General features: G+C 45.2%; 11 protein-coding genes and 1 pseudogene. 8 read left to right on the top strand and 4 right to left on the bottom strand.

From position 1 onward, the window contains the following. From QUB11_RS22930 to QUB11_RS22920, 3 genes and pseudogenes are all read left to right on the top strand, one after another. Nucleotides 1-156, top strand: a pseudogene (locus QUB11_RS22930) (IS630-like element ISAcma34 family transposase); the annotation flags it as partial. Then, entirely contained in the window at nucleotides 149-523 is a 375-nt protein-coding gene (locus QUB11_RS22925; protein WP_333205903.1) for a hypothetical protein, read from the top strand. The pseudogene QUB11_RS22930 and the gene QUB11_RS22925, both read left to right, overlap by 8 nt. Beyond that, nucleotides 487-927: a glycosyltransferase family 4 protein gene (locus tag QUB11_RS22920; RefSeq protein WP_333205904.1), complete on the top strand. Its 441-nt coding sequence runs from the start codon at nucleotides 487-489 to the stop codon at nucleotides 925-927. Before QUB11_RS22925 ends, QUB11_RS22920 begins: the two co-directional genes overlap by 37 nt. A 170-nt stretch (nucleotides 928-1,097) precedes the next feature. Here the strand turns inward: QUB11_RS22920 and QUB11_RS22915 are convergent, their stop codons facing one another. The 3 genes from QUB11_RS22915 to QUB11_RS22905 form a co-directional block, all read right to left on the bottom strand. Continuing rightward, nucleotides 1,098-1,451: a DUF1257 domain-containing protein gene (locus QUB11_RS22915; protein ID WP_006635781.1), complete on the bottom strand. Its 354-nt coding sequence runs from the start codon at nucleotides 1,449-1,451 to the stop codon at nucleotides 1,098-1,100. A gap of 130 nt (nucleotides 1,452-1,581) precedes the next feature. Beyond that, a complete protein-coding gene (gene ycf46 / locus QUB11_RS22910) occupies nucleotides 1,582-3,102 on the bottom strand; it encodes a stress-responsive protein Ycf46 (protein ID WP_333391813.1) in 1,521 nt (506 codons plus the stop codon). A gap of 107 nt (nucleotides 3,103-3,209) precedes the next feature. Then, on the bottom strand, nucleotides 3,210-3,560 hold the full coding sequence (locus tag QUB11_RS22905; RefSeq protein ID WP_006635783.1) for a hypothetical protein: 351 nt from the start codon (nucleotides 3,558-3,560) through the stop codon (nucleotides 3,210-3,212). 711 nt (nucleotides 3,561-4,271) lie between these two features. On the opposite strand from QUB11_RS22905, the gene QUB11_RS22900 reads away from it, so the two are divergent. Further along, complete coding sequence (locus QUB11_RS22900) at nucleotides 4,272-4,736, top strand: hypothetical protein (RefSeq protein WP_333205902.1); 465 nt, start codon at nucleotides 4,272-4,274, stop codon at nucleotides 4,734-4,736. A 97-nt stretch (nucleotides 4,737-4,833) separates the two neighbouring features. Here the strand turns inward: QUB11_RS22900 and sds are convergent, their stop codons facing one another. After that, nucleotides 4,834-5,805 (bottom strand): solanesyl diphosphate synthase, encoded by a 972-nt coding sequence (sds, locus tag QUB11_RS22895; RefSeq protein ID WP_333154483.1) that lies wholly within the window; start codon nucleotides 5,803-5,805, stop codon nucleotides 4,834-4,836. Between the two features lie 1,657 nt (nucleotides 5,806-7,462). Between sds and QUB11_RS31350 the strand changes: the two genes are divergently transcribed. The 4 genes from QUB11_RS31350 (at nucleotide 7,463) to QUB11_RS22880 (ending at nucleotide 13,938) form a co-directional block, all read left to right on the top strand. Continuing rightward, nucleotides 7,463-7,621 (top strand): ATP-binding protein, encoded by a 159-nt coding sequence (locus QUB11_RS31350; RefSeq protein WP_445300788.1) that lies wholly within the window; start codon nucleotides 7,463-7,465, stop codon nucleotides 7,619-7,621. A 159-nt stretch (nucleotides 7,622-7,780) separates the two neighbouring features. Next, nucleotides 7,781-10,324, top strand: coding sequence for a CBS domain-containing protein (locus tag QUB11_RS22890; RefSeq protein ID WP_333205901.1), 2,544 nt, complete (start codon nucleotides 7,781-7,783; stop codon nucleotides 10,322-10,324). A 60-nt stretch (nucleotides 10,325-10,384) separates the two neighbouring features. After that, on the top strand, nucleotides 10,385-10,783 hold the full coding sequence (locus tag QUB11_RS22885; protein ID WP_333205900.1) for a response regulator: 399 nt from the start codon (nucleotides 10,385-10,387) through the stop codon (nucleotides 10,781-10,783). Continuing rightward, nucleotides 10,780-13,938: a PAS domain S-box protein gene (locus tag QUB11_RS22880; RefSeq protein ID WP_333205899.1), complete on the top strand. Its 3,159-nt coding sequence runs from the start codon at nucleotides 10,780-10,782 to the stop codon at nucleotides 13,936-13,938. The genes QUB11_RS22885 and QUB11_RS22880 overlap by 4 nt, the downstream gene beginning before the upstream one ends. Nucleotides 13,939-14,046: the final 108 nt, after the last annotated feature.

Genomic DNA, 14,046 nt, shown 5'->3' with positions numbered 1-14,046 from the left:
TATTCACCTGAATTGAATTTAATTGAGATTTTGTGGCGGTTTATCAAATATCAATGGCTCGAAATAGATGCCTACTCTAGCTGGCCATCTCTTGTTTCATCTGTAGAAAAAATTCTTAAAGGATTTGGAGATAATTATGTAATTAATTTTGCTTAACTACTTAGCATTCGGTCACAAGTTTGTCGATGTCTTCAACCGCCTGTTACCGGGCAAAATCCAAGCCGAGACACTGTTAGTGGCAAACGATCGCACGAAGCAGGCACTTCCATCAGGAGTGCGTGGTAAAATTATTGAACTTGTGGAAAACGGCGTGGATTTCTCGGTGTGGCGATCGGACTCTAGCTTATCAAGAGCAGCGACCGGGCAGGTTCATTTTATATTTTTAGGCAGGCTGATCGACTGGAAAGCTGTAGATTTGATGCTGGAAGCCTTCGCGCCCGTCGTCGCTCAAACTGATGCAGTCTTGGAAATCATCGGTGATGGCACATCCGAGGGGAACTCGAAGCTCAAACAGCTCGTTTAGGCATCGACAGCAGCGTTGTATTTAGTGGCTGGCTGTCTCACGACGAGTGCGCTCTCAAAATGCAACAAGCTCATGCAATGGTTTTCCCCACTTTGCGGGAATGCGGCGGGGCAGTGGTGCTGGAGGCAATGGCAGTGGGCTTGCCCGTCATAGCAACGAACTGGGGCGGCCCCGCAGATTATCTGAATTCCACTTGCGGTATTTTAGTAGAACCGACTTCTAGAGAAGGATTTGTCCAAGGACTGACAGATGCGATGCTCAAGCTCGCTCAGTCACCAGAATTACGGCAGAGTATTGGTTGTGCGGGACGGGAACGAGTCCGGCAGCATTTTGATTGGGAACGCAAAGTCGATCGAATACTGGAAATTTATCAACAAACGATCGACGATTGCCCCAAGCATTAGGTAGCCGACCATTAAAGCATAAAGCAGCAGCTTTCAACCTGAAAGCTGCTGCTTGGGGGTGCTAAAAAAGTATGTGGCGGCCCAAAGACCCCCCTCTACATCCTAGCTAGCTAAAAACGGGTTAACCCGTTTGTTTGGTTAACCCGCGAGCTTGGAAACATGCAGATCAATTAGTTTTGCACTACCAGCTTAACGTTGGCATTTTGCAAACCGCGCTGCTTGACTGCTGCCAAGGTCTTGTTAACTGCGTACTTCTGGTTGATGGAGTTGATTAACTCAGTTTGATTGTGCTTTTTGGCGACACCCCAGAGGTCGGCAATCAGGTCAAAAGAACCATCGCTATTGCGAGACCAACCCAGGTCATATTCGCCTTCGAGAATCGCCACGATGTCGGAGCGAACGCGCTGACCGTTATAGCCACGAACATCAGCTTCTGACTTGACTGAAATGCCCAAGTCGCGCAGGGAAGCTTTCAGGATTTCGGCATCGGTGATTTTGGTACGCAGTGTGCTAAAGTGAGACATTGGATTTCCTCCTAATACAACTGAGAGAGAAACAACAACGGTCTGGATTTAACGGTGCCGCTGGGCGGCTATTCAATCGAACTGCTAGCTGTTGCTAGCCTTTGCTCCTGTTTGGACCAGGAGAAAGCTTTTAGAATTCCATTCGCTGGTATTCAGCGACGGAAGACGCAGCGGGCCGTGCACGCTGTCTAGCCCAATCTCGCAGGGCGGTGACCTGTTCGGTCATTGTTTTAGACAGTGGCATTGTGGATTTAATGGCCGCGATGATGTCTAGCTGCGTAAACTCTCGATCTTGAGCGAAGGCTTCGTACATTGCGGCTACTAGCGCTTGCTCAATCTCTGCACCTGAAAAGCCCTCGGAAACAGTGGAAAGTTGCTCTAAATCGAAGCGATTAATTTCCCGACGGCGCTTTGACAGGTGAATCTTAAATATATCTTGGCGTTCTTCTTTGGTAGGCAGATCAACAAAGAAGAGTTCGTCGAATCGGCCTTTCCTCAAGAATTCTCCCGGCAACCGCTCGATTCGGTTGGCTGTTGCCATTACGAAGACTGGGGAAGTCTTTTCTTGCATCCAAGTGAGGAAGGAACCGAAAATCCGGCTGGAGGTGCCTCCGTCTGAGTCGGCCGAACCAGTGCCTCCTGCAAAGGCTTTGTCTAGTTCGTCGATGAAGAGGAGGGCTGGAGAAATGGATTCTGCGGTTTTGAGGGCATTGCGGAGGTTGGCTTCCGATCGACCCACCATCGAGCCGTCGTAGACTCTACCCATATCTAGCCTCAGCAGGGGCAGTCCCCAGAGGCGGGAGGTGGTCTTGGCAATCAGCGATTTTCCGCATCCGGGTACGCCTAGAATTAACATCCCTTTTGGTTGGGGCAGGCCGTATTCTCTCGCCCTTTCTGTAAAGGCGTTGGAACGCTGTCTCAGCCACCGCTTCAGCTCTTCTAAACCGCCGACTGCATCCAGGGTTTCGTCTTCTTCAATGAACTCTAGAATGCCGTTGCGCCGAATTAATTGCTTTTTCTCCGAAAGAACTATGTCTACTTCTTCTTCTGTGAGACGCCCAGTCGAAACTTGGGCTTTACGATAAACTTTTTCAGCTTCGTCCTTGGTCAATCCCAAGGCTGCTTTTAAAAGTTTTTCTCGCGCTTCTGTGGTAATGCGTCGCGATTTCGTTTGCTCCAACTGACCAGACAATACTTGGTTTAGTTCCTTCATGTCTGGCAACGCGAAGTCTAATACCACTACTTCCTTTTCTAGCTCGATCGGAATTTGCTGCAAAGGAGACATCAGTATAATTGTCTTTTGCGTTCCTTTGAAGTTGGCGATCGCATCGCGCAACCACCTCGTTACCGGAGGAGAATCTATAAAAGGATGCAAATCTTTGAAAATGTAGATGCTAGCGTTACTGTTGGGTTCTCGCTGCCTGATCACCCATTCAATTGCTGCCTCTGGCGAGACGGTGTTGTGTTGGGTGGTGGTGCGGGGTTGACCATACTCCACAATGCCGTGAGTTACAGTCCAGATAAATACTCGTCGCTGTGGTTTCGCTTGAGCTATTGTCGAAATTGCTTGCTCACACCGCTCTTCCTCGGATGTCACGAGGTAGATCAGAGGATATTGAGCTTGGATTAGAATACTGATCTCTTCTTGCATATTCCTCGACCCACTAGAGACGGTGCTATCTTTGCTGAATCTCAATGCTGCCATTAGCCCTCTTACTGAAATTTTCAGTTTTAGCTTTTTGGGGAAGCAAGGCATTCTTAGCAGGGAACCAATTCTTCCTCTCCCGGTTTTGCCGTGCTGGCACTGACGCCGGACACCTGCTTTACTGGAAGATCCTGTTCAGCCAATACGCTCGGCTGACTTGTTACGGATGCCAGTTCTCCATCTCGCATTACTACTGAACCCGTGCATTCTGGACAGTTGTATACCCGATGGGTTTGTCCGTAGGATGCTTCTACTTCGTCAACCAGTTCGGGATTTCCTAGGTAGAAGACAATTGCCCTTTCTGCAATTGATGACATCGGTTCAGTTTCGACTGCGGCTCGGATTTTGAGCTGGCGATGCAGTTCTGGTGGAAGATACAATGTAACTTTTTGCTTTTCTTGCATATGACAGTGAATTGACTTACCCGGGTATGTATATCAGATTAGCCACTTAATTCTTTGCTGTCAAGCCTCTATGCTGCTTTAGCGTCATCTTGTAATATTTCGTTACATTTGACGTAAATCTGGGGCCGTTAACAACGAAAAACTTAGGCGTGTAGCTGATGAGGCCGAGGTGCAGCGGCAGGTATGGGTAGCGTCAAGGACGATCGACCAACTATAAATATGAACAATAGATATATAGGAGTAGGGCCAACAAATTCTTTGAGTCGCCATCTGGGGTAAGGTGCGCCATCAGCACCCAGCCCGCTCATGAGTGCGCCGTAAGCGCCGGTGGACTCAGTACACAACGAAGTTACTAACTTTGGGCGTTTTGATTGTGAAACCAAACTCCCCCAAGCAGTTTTTATTGCTTTAAGTTGGAAAAAAATCAGAACGAGAAATAGCCGTTTTCGGCTTTTTATCGGGCTCAGATTTAACACACCTTGACAGGGCTAGCGATAAGCACCCTACCGTTAGACTTTTTGCAGACATTGTGTAAGCTGTTACGCACTTAATTTTTTTGCCCAAATTCTCGCTACAAGGACTCTAGGCTGCTAAATATTAAATTTCGATGGGTGTCAGCTTATCTTTAATAGGGCAGTGCTGGGTAATATATACTTGGATGCGGACCTGCTAAGCTGAAATTTTTAATTTTAGATATCAAAGAACTGACTGATGGATTTAGACCAACAGATTCAAGCATTGATCGAAAAAGCTCCGCCCGACGGTTCGACGCCACAAATCTTAAAGGCGATCGCCCCGGCCCTGGTGTTAATTTCCCAACAGCTACAGCACCTCGAATACTCGATCCTGCAAGCGGTAGACCAAAGTTGGGCGATCGTGCTTTTGAGCAATCTCAAGCAACCGGGACGGGAGAAGAGGGTGATTTATGCTTGGACAAGTATTAAAGATGCGTCCCAGGCTGCGGCTGCTGGGGGCGATCGCCTCAGACCGGTGCTTTTGCCTGTCACTCACATTTTATTTCAGATGATAGCTCTGGAAGGTCTTGACAGCATTGTTTTTTTTGAAAGTCCCGGAAATCAGGAAGTCGGGACGGAAATTCCTCGCGAGCAAGTACAGAGTTTAATTAACGTTTACTTGCAACAGTACCGATCGGCTCCACCGCCGGATATTGCCTAAACAATTCAATTTTCTATTAATTGGTAACAGGGCATTAGGCATGGGGAATTCCCCATTACCAATTCCCCATTACCAATAAAGTGTAACTTTTTAACCTCTAATAAAGTCTACTCAAAACGTATTCAGCCAAATCAATCAAAGCTTGACGGGACTCTGAATGGGGCAGCGCCGCTAAGTATTCGACGGCTTTCTGTGCGTGATTTGTGGCTAGTTCTCGCGATCGATCTATGCCTCTAGAATCTTCTACCAGTGCCAGGGCCTGCTCTAGATCTCCTTCTTGGGCAAATTCGCGTTCTATGAGAACTTCCAAGTAAGGTTTTTCTTCTAGGGCAAATAGTGCTGGTGCTGTCAGATTACCGCTTCTGAGATCCGAGCCTGCAGGTTTCCCCAAAGTTTCCGTTGAAGCGGTGAAATCTAATATATCATCTACTATTTGGAATGCCAAACCAATGTTCCGACCGTAGTTGTACAAATCGTCTGCTATTTCCGCTGAAACCTCGCTCAAACAGCCCGCTGCTTTGGAACTGTTGGCAATTAAAGACGCTGTTTTGTAATAACTTTTTTCCAGGTACGCTTCGATCGACAAGCTGGTGTCAAATCCATTTAGTCCCTGTTGAATTTCCCCCTCAGCTAAATCCATAATCACTTCTGAAAGCAGTTTGACTACTGGCAGGTTGTCGAGATTTGCCAAATGCCAGGAAGATTGAGCAAACAGAAAATCTCCCGCCAATACTGCGACTCGGTTGTTAAACCGACTGTGAACAGTCGGCACTCCCCGCCGCAGATCCGACTCGTCCACCACGTCGTCGTGTACGAGACTAGCTGTGTGGATCATTTCCGTGATTTCAGCGAGGCGGCGGTGTTTTTCCGTGATTTCCCGATCGGGCATAGTCGCCTTGGCCATCAACAGAACGATTGCGGGTCTCACTCGTTTTCCCTTTGTGCCGAATAAGTATTCTGCAGCCGCGTACAAGATGGGATGACGGGCACCCACTAACTGTTTTAAGTTTTCTGTCAACAGTCGCAGGTCTTCTTCAACCGAGGAAAATAGGAGAGTGCTAGAGATCATGGATACGCCGACTCAAGCCGTAAAGTAACAAAATTTTACATATCATATCTTTATTTTAAGGTACTTCTCTGCAATAGAAAAGAAAAATCTAGGCGATCGGCAGTTATTTGTCATCTGCCACCCGATGGGAGTCACCCGCCTGCCAGAGGCGAGTCGCCGGCTGTCAGAGGGGTTGCCCCTATTGTATCGAATTGTTAAGGACACTGCCAAAAAATCTCTAAATCTCAGAAACCCTGTGTTATTATGGGTATTAAGGATTTAAACAATTCTATACATTAAGTACAGCCAGACTGGCAGGTAGCTTTTAGGTGCCTGTAAAAGTTTCGTAGAGCCAGCCTTGTTAGTCGATCGCAGCCAAAATTTCTGGGACAGATTTTTAGTTCCTCGCGGCTAAAAGTTTTCAGAAGTTAAGAGTAGCGCATCTTATGTGCACGGTAGCTCAAAGCAGCTAAAGTGGATGGTTTTAGGCTGTTTAAGCATCTGTAAAGCAGTAAATCATTATTGATGACCGGGAACGCCTAAATGTTCCCGCAGGCTTGATATGGAAAAACAGCCTTCAGAACCAAGGCATGGTCTTGCGTGCTGACTTAATGTAGTAGGTCTTGAACTTGTCCTGCTCCTCCTCGTCCTTGACTTTTGGTTCTAATTATGATTTATCGCGATATTCCTCTAATTATTCCCATTCTGGCCGCCGGCTATGTAATGACTATTTATGTACTGCTGATGTTGGCCCAACGCAGCGCTAAAATAACTCGATTAGGCGAGTAGTGTACTGCTGGGCAGCCGAAGTCGGCAGCAGCGTCCTCGCTTCACCCTTGAGAATTCGGAATACTCAATAATAACCCTGCCTTGAATGCTTGCGCGCAAAGGCAGGGTTATTATTTACAATTGCGGGCACCCTGATTTTCTGGGCTGCTAGTTACTGCAACACATAGCTACAGTTATCGATGTTCAATACCCACAGCCTCTGAGGCAGGATATTATATTTAGTAGCAGCTTGTATCGCTCACAGCAAGTTTCATGTAAGGGAAACCCTGCCAATGTTCCGATAAAGCTATTAAATTACTCTCAAAAAAGCTGAGTTTGAAGTTGTCGGTTATTGTGGCAAAAATCGCCATATTCCTATTTTGTAGGGCAAGAACTTACAGAAATAAAACGATAAATTTATGAATCTAGCAACCAGCTTGCTCAACAGAAGGAATCCCTAAACTTGCACGGCAATCAAATATTTCATCAAAGGGTGATTAAAGGGCTGATTCAGGCAGATAGTCTCTGCGATTTATTCACCTATTCCCAAGAAAATAATTTGCTAGAGAGAGCCACAAAAGTAATTTTTAATTTAAATAATTATTCTCGCTCTAAATGTAGGTAAAAACTGTAGGTAAAACAAATAATTGCCAATATTACTGAGCCATTAAAACTCTATTAAGTTTTGATTAAAAGAACAAAAACACAGAGTATAATTTGTCATAAATTATCACGCTCCACTGCCTAAATTGTGGTCTGCTCCAGACGAAGTAAAATAAATTTTCATAAATATGATGCACAATGGTTTACAAGCGATAGAGAATGGCCGAGTTTTAAAAGTAGAGGTGAGAGCCGAAAATCAGAGCCTGCTCGTCACTGGCAACTGAATTACCCGGGAATTTAGCCACGAATATTTGATCCGTTCTTTACCACAAAACCCCCCGACGAAGGTAGGGGGTTGGGACGGGAGATTGTTAAAAAAAGTGTGGAAAAACATTCGGGTAAAATAGAAGTAACATCAGTTATCGGTCAAAGGACGTGTATTGTGTCAATGCCGATCGCCGTTTAGCGCGATCGCACTAAAAATCATACCAAGGCGCGACTAAAAATACAACTCTAGACCGATGTCAAAGCTGGATTGCGGTGAGCGTACCGCGACTGTAAAATCGGAAATCTAAAATGGTATGAAGTGCCGGTTCCGCCTGCATCTATCCCCCTTGATTTGCCCATGTCAACAACAGTGTCTGATACCCAAAGCTTGCTAGAACAGGCGATCGACCCCAAACTGCCGGTGTTGCCTCCAGACACACCCTTGAAAGTCGCAATTGCTGCCATGACTCAGGCGAGTGCCAGTTGCATTTTAATCGCGTTTGAGCAGCAATTGCTCGGAATTTTTACAGAACGCGATGTTGTGAAAATAACTGCTAGCGAAATACCGCTAGCAGGGGTGGCAATTTCTGAGGTGATGACTGAAAACCCGATCGCCCTGAACCTCGATAAAGCGGGGAGTATCTTCAAGGTATTGAGCATATTGCGATCAAAAAGAATCCGTCACTTACCCCTTCTAGACGAAGGTGGCAACTTGCTAGGCGCTATCACCTGCGAAAGCATCCGTCAAATCCTCAAGCCGGCAGACTTGCTGAAAATGTGGCGCGCCGAAGAAATTATGACTACACAATTAATAGTTACCTCAAGCAGCGCCGCCGTTTTAGAAGTCGCAAAACAGATGAGAACCCAGCGGAAAAGCTGCATAGTCATTTGCACTGACAGCGACAACAAAAATCAGAAACCTGTGGGCATAATTACAGAACGCGACATTGTTAAATTCCAAGCTTCTGGACTAGATTTCGCACGTACTCCCGTCACCGCCGCGATGAGTTTTCCGCTGATACCGTTGCAGGTAAAAGCCACCTTGTGGCAGGCTCACCAGTTAATGCAGCAGCACCATATCCGACGCTTGGTGGTGGTGGACGAGGAAGGATATTTAGCTGGAATTGTGACTGAAATTAGCTTGCTAGAGGCCTTAGATCCGGTAGAAATGCACGCCAATGTCGAGCTTTTGCAGGAAACAGTTGCCGACAAAATTCAGGAGTTGAACAAAATGAACGAAGAATTGCAAATAGAAGCGTTGCGGAGGACAGAAGTCGAGGAAAAATTGCGAATTTTAAATGATAATTTGGAAGAACAAATCAAACAGCGAACTTTAGAATTAATTAATGCCAACAGTCAGTTAAAAAAGGAAATACAAGACCGCACCACCGCTGAAGCTGAAGTTCGCCGCCTCAACACCGAACTCGAACAGCGAGTTCTAGACCGCACGGTTCAACTAGCAGCTAGTAACGAAGAATTGCAGCAACAAATTAGCGATAGAGAATTGCTCGAAGAAAAATTGCACTTTTCTGAAAGGAAAGTCCGCGCCGTTTTTGAAGCGATGACCGACATAGTTCTCGTGCTAGACAGTCAGCGGAACATAGAAATTCTTCCAACAAATGTGGCAGCGGTTTCTGAGCCTGATTGTGATATAGTCAGCTTGACCATCGAACATTTTTTTGACGACGACCACCCGGATGATTGGTGGGTGTTAGTTGAGCAAGTGTTAGAAACCCAACAAACTCTCAATTTTGACTACAGCTTAACAGTTTGTGGTCGCGAAATTTGGTTTTCTGCCTGCATTTCTCTGTTCTCAAAAGATGCAGTTATTTGGGTAGCCCGCAACATCAACGACCGCAAAATAGCCGAGTCAGCGCTGTGCCAAAAAAATGCAGAGTTATCTCATACCTTAGAAGAACTGAAGCGGACTCAAAAAGAACTTATTCAATCAGAAAAAATGGCAGCCCTCGGACAGTTAATTGCCGGAGTTGCTCATGAAATCAATTCTCCTTTAGGGGCGATTCGCTCTTCTGTGCAGAACATCGCCGACTTCTGGACGGAACAATTGCAGCAGTTGCCGATATTTTTCCAACAACTATCCCCGGAACGGCGACAGGATTTCTTTGCTTTGCTACACAAGTCCAGCCAAGAAACAGATACATTATCTAGTAAAGAAAAACGTCAGTTAAAAAAAGTTTTGCAGGGGCAACTAGAATCCGAAAAGATTGACGACGCCGCCAGTCTTGCCTGTACTTTATTAGATATCGGCATCGGCAATAATGTAGAACCTTTTTTACCTTTGTTGAAAGACAGCAAAAGTCAAAATATTGTACAAACAGCCTACCAATTTGCTACGGTACAAAAAAGCACTAAAAATATTGCTACGGCCACAGATAGGGCAGCCAAAATCGTTTTTGCTTTGAAAAGCTACTCTCGCTACGACCAGTCTGGCTCCAAGACGCTGGCTAATATTACCGACGGTATTGATACTGTTTTAACGCTTTACCACTACCAAATCAAACACGGTGTGGAAATAGTCAGAAACTATGGTACTAATTTGCCCTCTGTGCTATGCTATCCTGATGAACTCAATCAAGTTTGGACAAATTTGGTTCACAATGCTTTACAAGCGATGGGCAACAAAGGCGTGTTAAAAATTGATGTAAAACACCAAGCAAACGCAATATCAGTGAGTATTGCCGACAGTGGGCCCGGCATTCCTCCAGAGATTATGCCGAGAATTTTTGAGCCGTTTTTCACAACTAAACCTCCAGGGGAAGGCAGTGGTTTGGGATTAGATATAGTTCAAAAAATTCTCGAAAAACACCAAGGTGAACTGCAAGTAGAAAGCGTGCCTGGTCAAACAAAATTTACTATATCCTTGCCTGTCGGAATCCCTTGATAGCACTTAAAGAAATAGGTAAATGCACCCAGTCTTAAAATTTAATAGAAGTAAAGTTTTATGCCGAAACCAGTAATTTTGTGCGTTGACGATGAAGTTGTGGTCTTAAATAGTTTAAAAATTCAACTTAAAAAAGAATTTGGGGATGCTTACCTCTATGAAGTAGCAGAAAATGCAGATGAAGCTCTGGAAATTATGGAGGAAATTCAAAAAGAAGATGAAAGTGATATTTTGGTCATAGTATCTGACTGGTTAATGCCAGGGATTAAAGGAGATGAATTTTTGATTATGGTTCACCAAAAATATCCTAAGATTGTGAAAGTCATGCTGACCGGGCAAGCAGACGAAGTAGCAATAGCACGGGTGAAAGAGCAAGCAAACTTGCACCGTTGTTTGTACAAGCCGTGGGAGCGCAAAGAATTAGTAGAAACTATAAAATCTGGTTTGAGAAAAATATGAACAATAAACCTGTGATTATTTGTGTGGATGACGAACCGATAATTCTTGAAAGTTTGAAAATTGAGTTAAAAAAAACCCTGGGGGAAGAACACTTATTAGAAACGGCTGAAGGCGGCGAAGATGCTTTAGAGTTAATCGAGGAATTGCTGGCAGAGGGCTGCGAAATCGTTGCAGTAATTTCCGACTATCTGATGCCGAATATCAAAGGTGACGAATTGCTGAAGCAGATTCACATAATTTCGCCAAAAACTATCAAAATTATGCTGACCGGGCAAGCAGACCTAGAAGCAGTGGCGAATACTATTAAATATGCTAAATTGTACCGCTACATATCGAAGCCTTGGCAGTCCGAAGATTTGAAGTTGACGGTAAAAGAAGCGATCAACAGTTATTTTAGGGAGAAGCAATTAGCGGAACAAAATGCTCAACTCCAAAAGCTGAATCAAGAATTGGAAACTTTAGTCGAGGAGCGGACTGCACAACTGCGCTTGTCTGAGGAAAAGTTTGCTAAAGCTTTTCGTTCTTCTCCCAACCCGATTGCTATTACCAGACTTAATGACGGTCGTTATTTAGAAATTAATGAGGCTTTTTGCCAGACTATCGGTTATTCAGCCGTAGAAATCCTCGATCGCACGGCGCTTGATTTGAATCTTTGGGAAAATATACAAGCCCGCACCGAGTTGTTTAAAATGTTAGATGAAAAACAAATTATTCTCAACTACGAATTTGATTTTCGCACTAAAACAGGGAAAATCCGAACCGGGCTGCTGTCAGCAGAAATCATTGACATTCATGGCGAAACCTGCGTGATTTCTGTGATTCAAGATATTAGCGATCGCAAATTGGCCGAAGAAAAACTCCGAGCTGTAGCGGCTTCTTTAGCAGCAGCGCAAAGAATCGCCCGTGTCGGTAATTGGGAATGCGATTTCTCGGCCAACACAACTACTTGGTCGGAAGAGTTATCTCGGATTTTTGGGATCGATCCAACCCAGCCTGCGCCCACACTGACTGAGTTTTCGCAATACGTGCATCCCGACGATCGACAAAAGTGGCAAACAACGATCGACACTGCTATTGCTAGCGGGCAATCTTACACTTTGGAATATCGAATTTTGCGCCCGGAACCGAAAATTGCTGCGGATAATTCCCCGTCACAAATAAGTGAAGCCGGCTTCATCCGCTACATCGAAGCCAGAGGAGAAGTAGTTGTCAATCAACAAGGGCAAGTGACAAAAATCTTCACAACTTTGATGGACATTACCCCACGCAAGCTGGCAGAAATAGCCCTTGCAGAGAGCGAAGAAAAATACCGTCATTTAGTTGAAACTTCCCAAGATATTATCTGGTCTTGCAATGCTCAAGGGCACATTACTTTTGTGAACCAAGCAGTTAAAAAAATATACGGTTACGAGCCTGAAGAAATGCTCGGCTGTTCTTTTAGCGATTTCTTGGCACCAGGAGAAATAGACTGGAAATGGGAACTTCAGCAGCGCTTGCTGACGGGAAAAACTGTGTTTCAGTACGAAAATATAGTATTAGGAAAAGACGGCCGAAAGATTGATGTAAATACCAAGGCGATCGCGCGCATGGACGCTGAAGGAAATATCATCGGCACAACAGGCACTGCTAGCGATATTACCGAACGCAAACAAGCTGAAATAGTCCTGCAAAAAGCCAAAGAAGAAGCCGACAGAGCGAACAGGGCAAAAAGCGAATTTCTCTCGAATATGAGCCACGAATTGCGAACTCCCCTCAACGCAATTCTCGGTTTCAGCCAACTGCTAGCCCGCGACCCAGACCTCGGTGCCGACCAACAGCAATACTTAGGAATTATTACCCAGAGCGGGGAACATTTGCTCGTTCTGATCAACAATATTCTGCAAATGTCAAAAATTGAAGTCGGGCTGGTGACACTTAATAACAGCACCTTCGACTTGCACAAAATGCTAAAAAATACTGAAAATATGCTGAAACTGCCAGCCGAAAAAAAAGGGTTGCAGTTAATTTTTGATTGCCCCCCCGATCTACCTCAATATATAGAAACTGACGAAAGCAAGTTGCGACAAGTATTGATAAATGTCGTAGGCAATGCTATTAAATTTACTGCGGAAGGGGGTGTTAATTTGAGAGTCAAACATGAGCTGATAAAAAATAAAAATCACCCAGAGATTTCGCCAAGTGAGAATTGCTATTTGCTATTTGAAGTGGAAGACACGGGTTCAGGAATTTCTGCGGAAGAAATGGATAATTTGTTTAAACCTTTCGCGCAAACAGAAAGCGGTAAAAAAGCTCAAGAAGGAACCGGTTTAGGCTTGCCAATCAGCAAGCAGTTCGTTCAGTTAATGGGAGGGAAGATGACGGTAACAAGCACCCTCGGCCGCGGCAGCATTTTTAAATTTGATGTTAAAGTTTCGCTCCCTAATGCAGTGGAAATTCAGGTGGCTCAAACAGCTCGCCGAGTTGTGGGGATCGAACCCGGACAGCCAGAATACCGGATTTTAGCTGTTGACGATCGCCTGGAAAGCCGCTTGCTGTTGGTCAGAATGCTGACATCGCTCGGCTTTGCGGTGGAGGAAGCGGAAAATGGCGTTCAAGCTGTGGAAATGTGGTCGAGTTGGGAACCTCATTTGATTTGGATGGATATGCGGATGCCGGTGATGGACGGTTACGAAGCTACTAAACAGATTAAAGCGCATTTGAAAGGTCAAGCAACGGTGATTATTGCTCTGACTGCAAGTGCTTTTGATGAGGAGCGATCGCTGATTTTGTCTGCTGGTTGCGATGATTTTGTAGCGAAGCCTTTTCGGGAGCAAGTGATTCTGGAAAAGATGGCTAAGTATCTGGGAGTCCGCTATGTTTACGATCGAGAAGCTTCGCTAAGTTCTGATGCTGCGGTGTCCGCCGAGGTTTCCACGGTAACTGAAACGGCTGATTTGGCTTTTACGCTCCATACTTCATTTTTGGAAGCTATGCCTGCTGAATGGGTTGATGAATTGTATTCTGCGGCGGATGCGGTTGATAACGAGGAAATTTTTCGGCTGTTGTTGTCGATTCCTCCTATTAATGCTAGTTTCCGCAGCGCGATCGCCGATTTGGCGAATAACTTCCGGTGCGATCGGATTATCGATTTGATTGAGGAGTTTAGAAATTGTTGAAGGATGAAAGAAGAAGGGATAATAGGGGCAGGTTCAGGATTATTGATGATGTAGGTCGATCGCCTATTTGTAAACTCGCCCGCAGGCGATAGACTAATTTACCTGTAG

It is taken from the genome of Microcoleus sp. B6-A1 (assembly GCF_036705085.1).
In the GTDB taxonomy this organism is placed as follows: domain Bacteria; phylum Cyanobacteriota; class Cyanobacteriia; order Cyanobacteriales; family Microcoleaceae; genus Microcoleus.
This window is presented reverse-complemented; position numbering and strand designations above follow the sequence as displayed.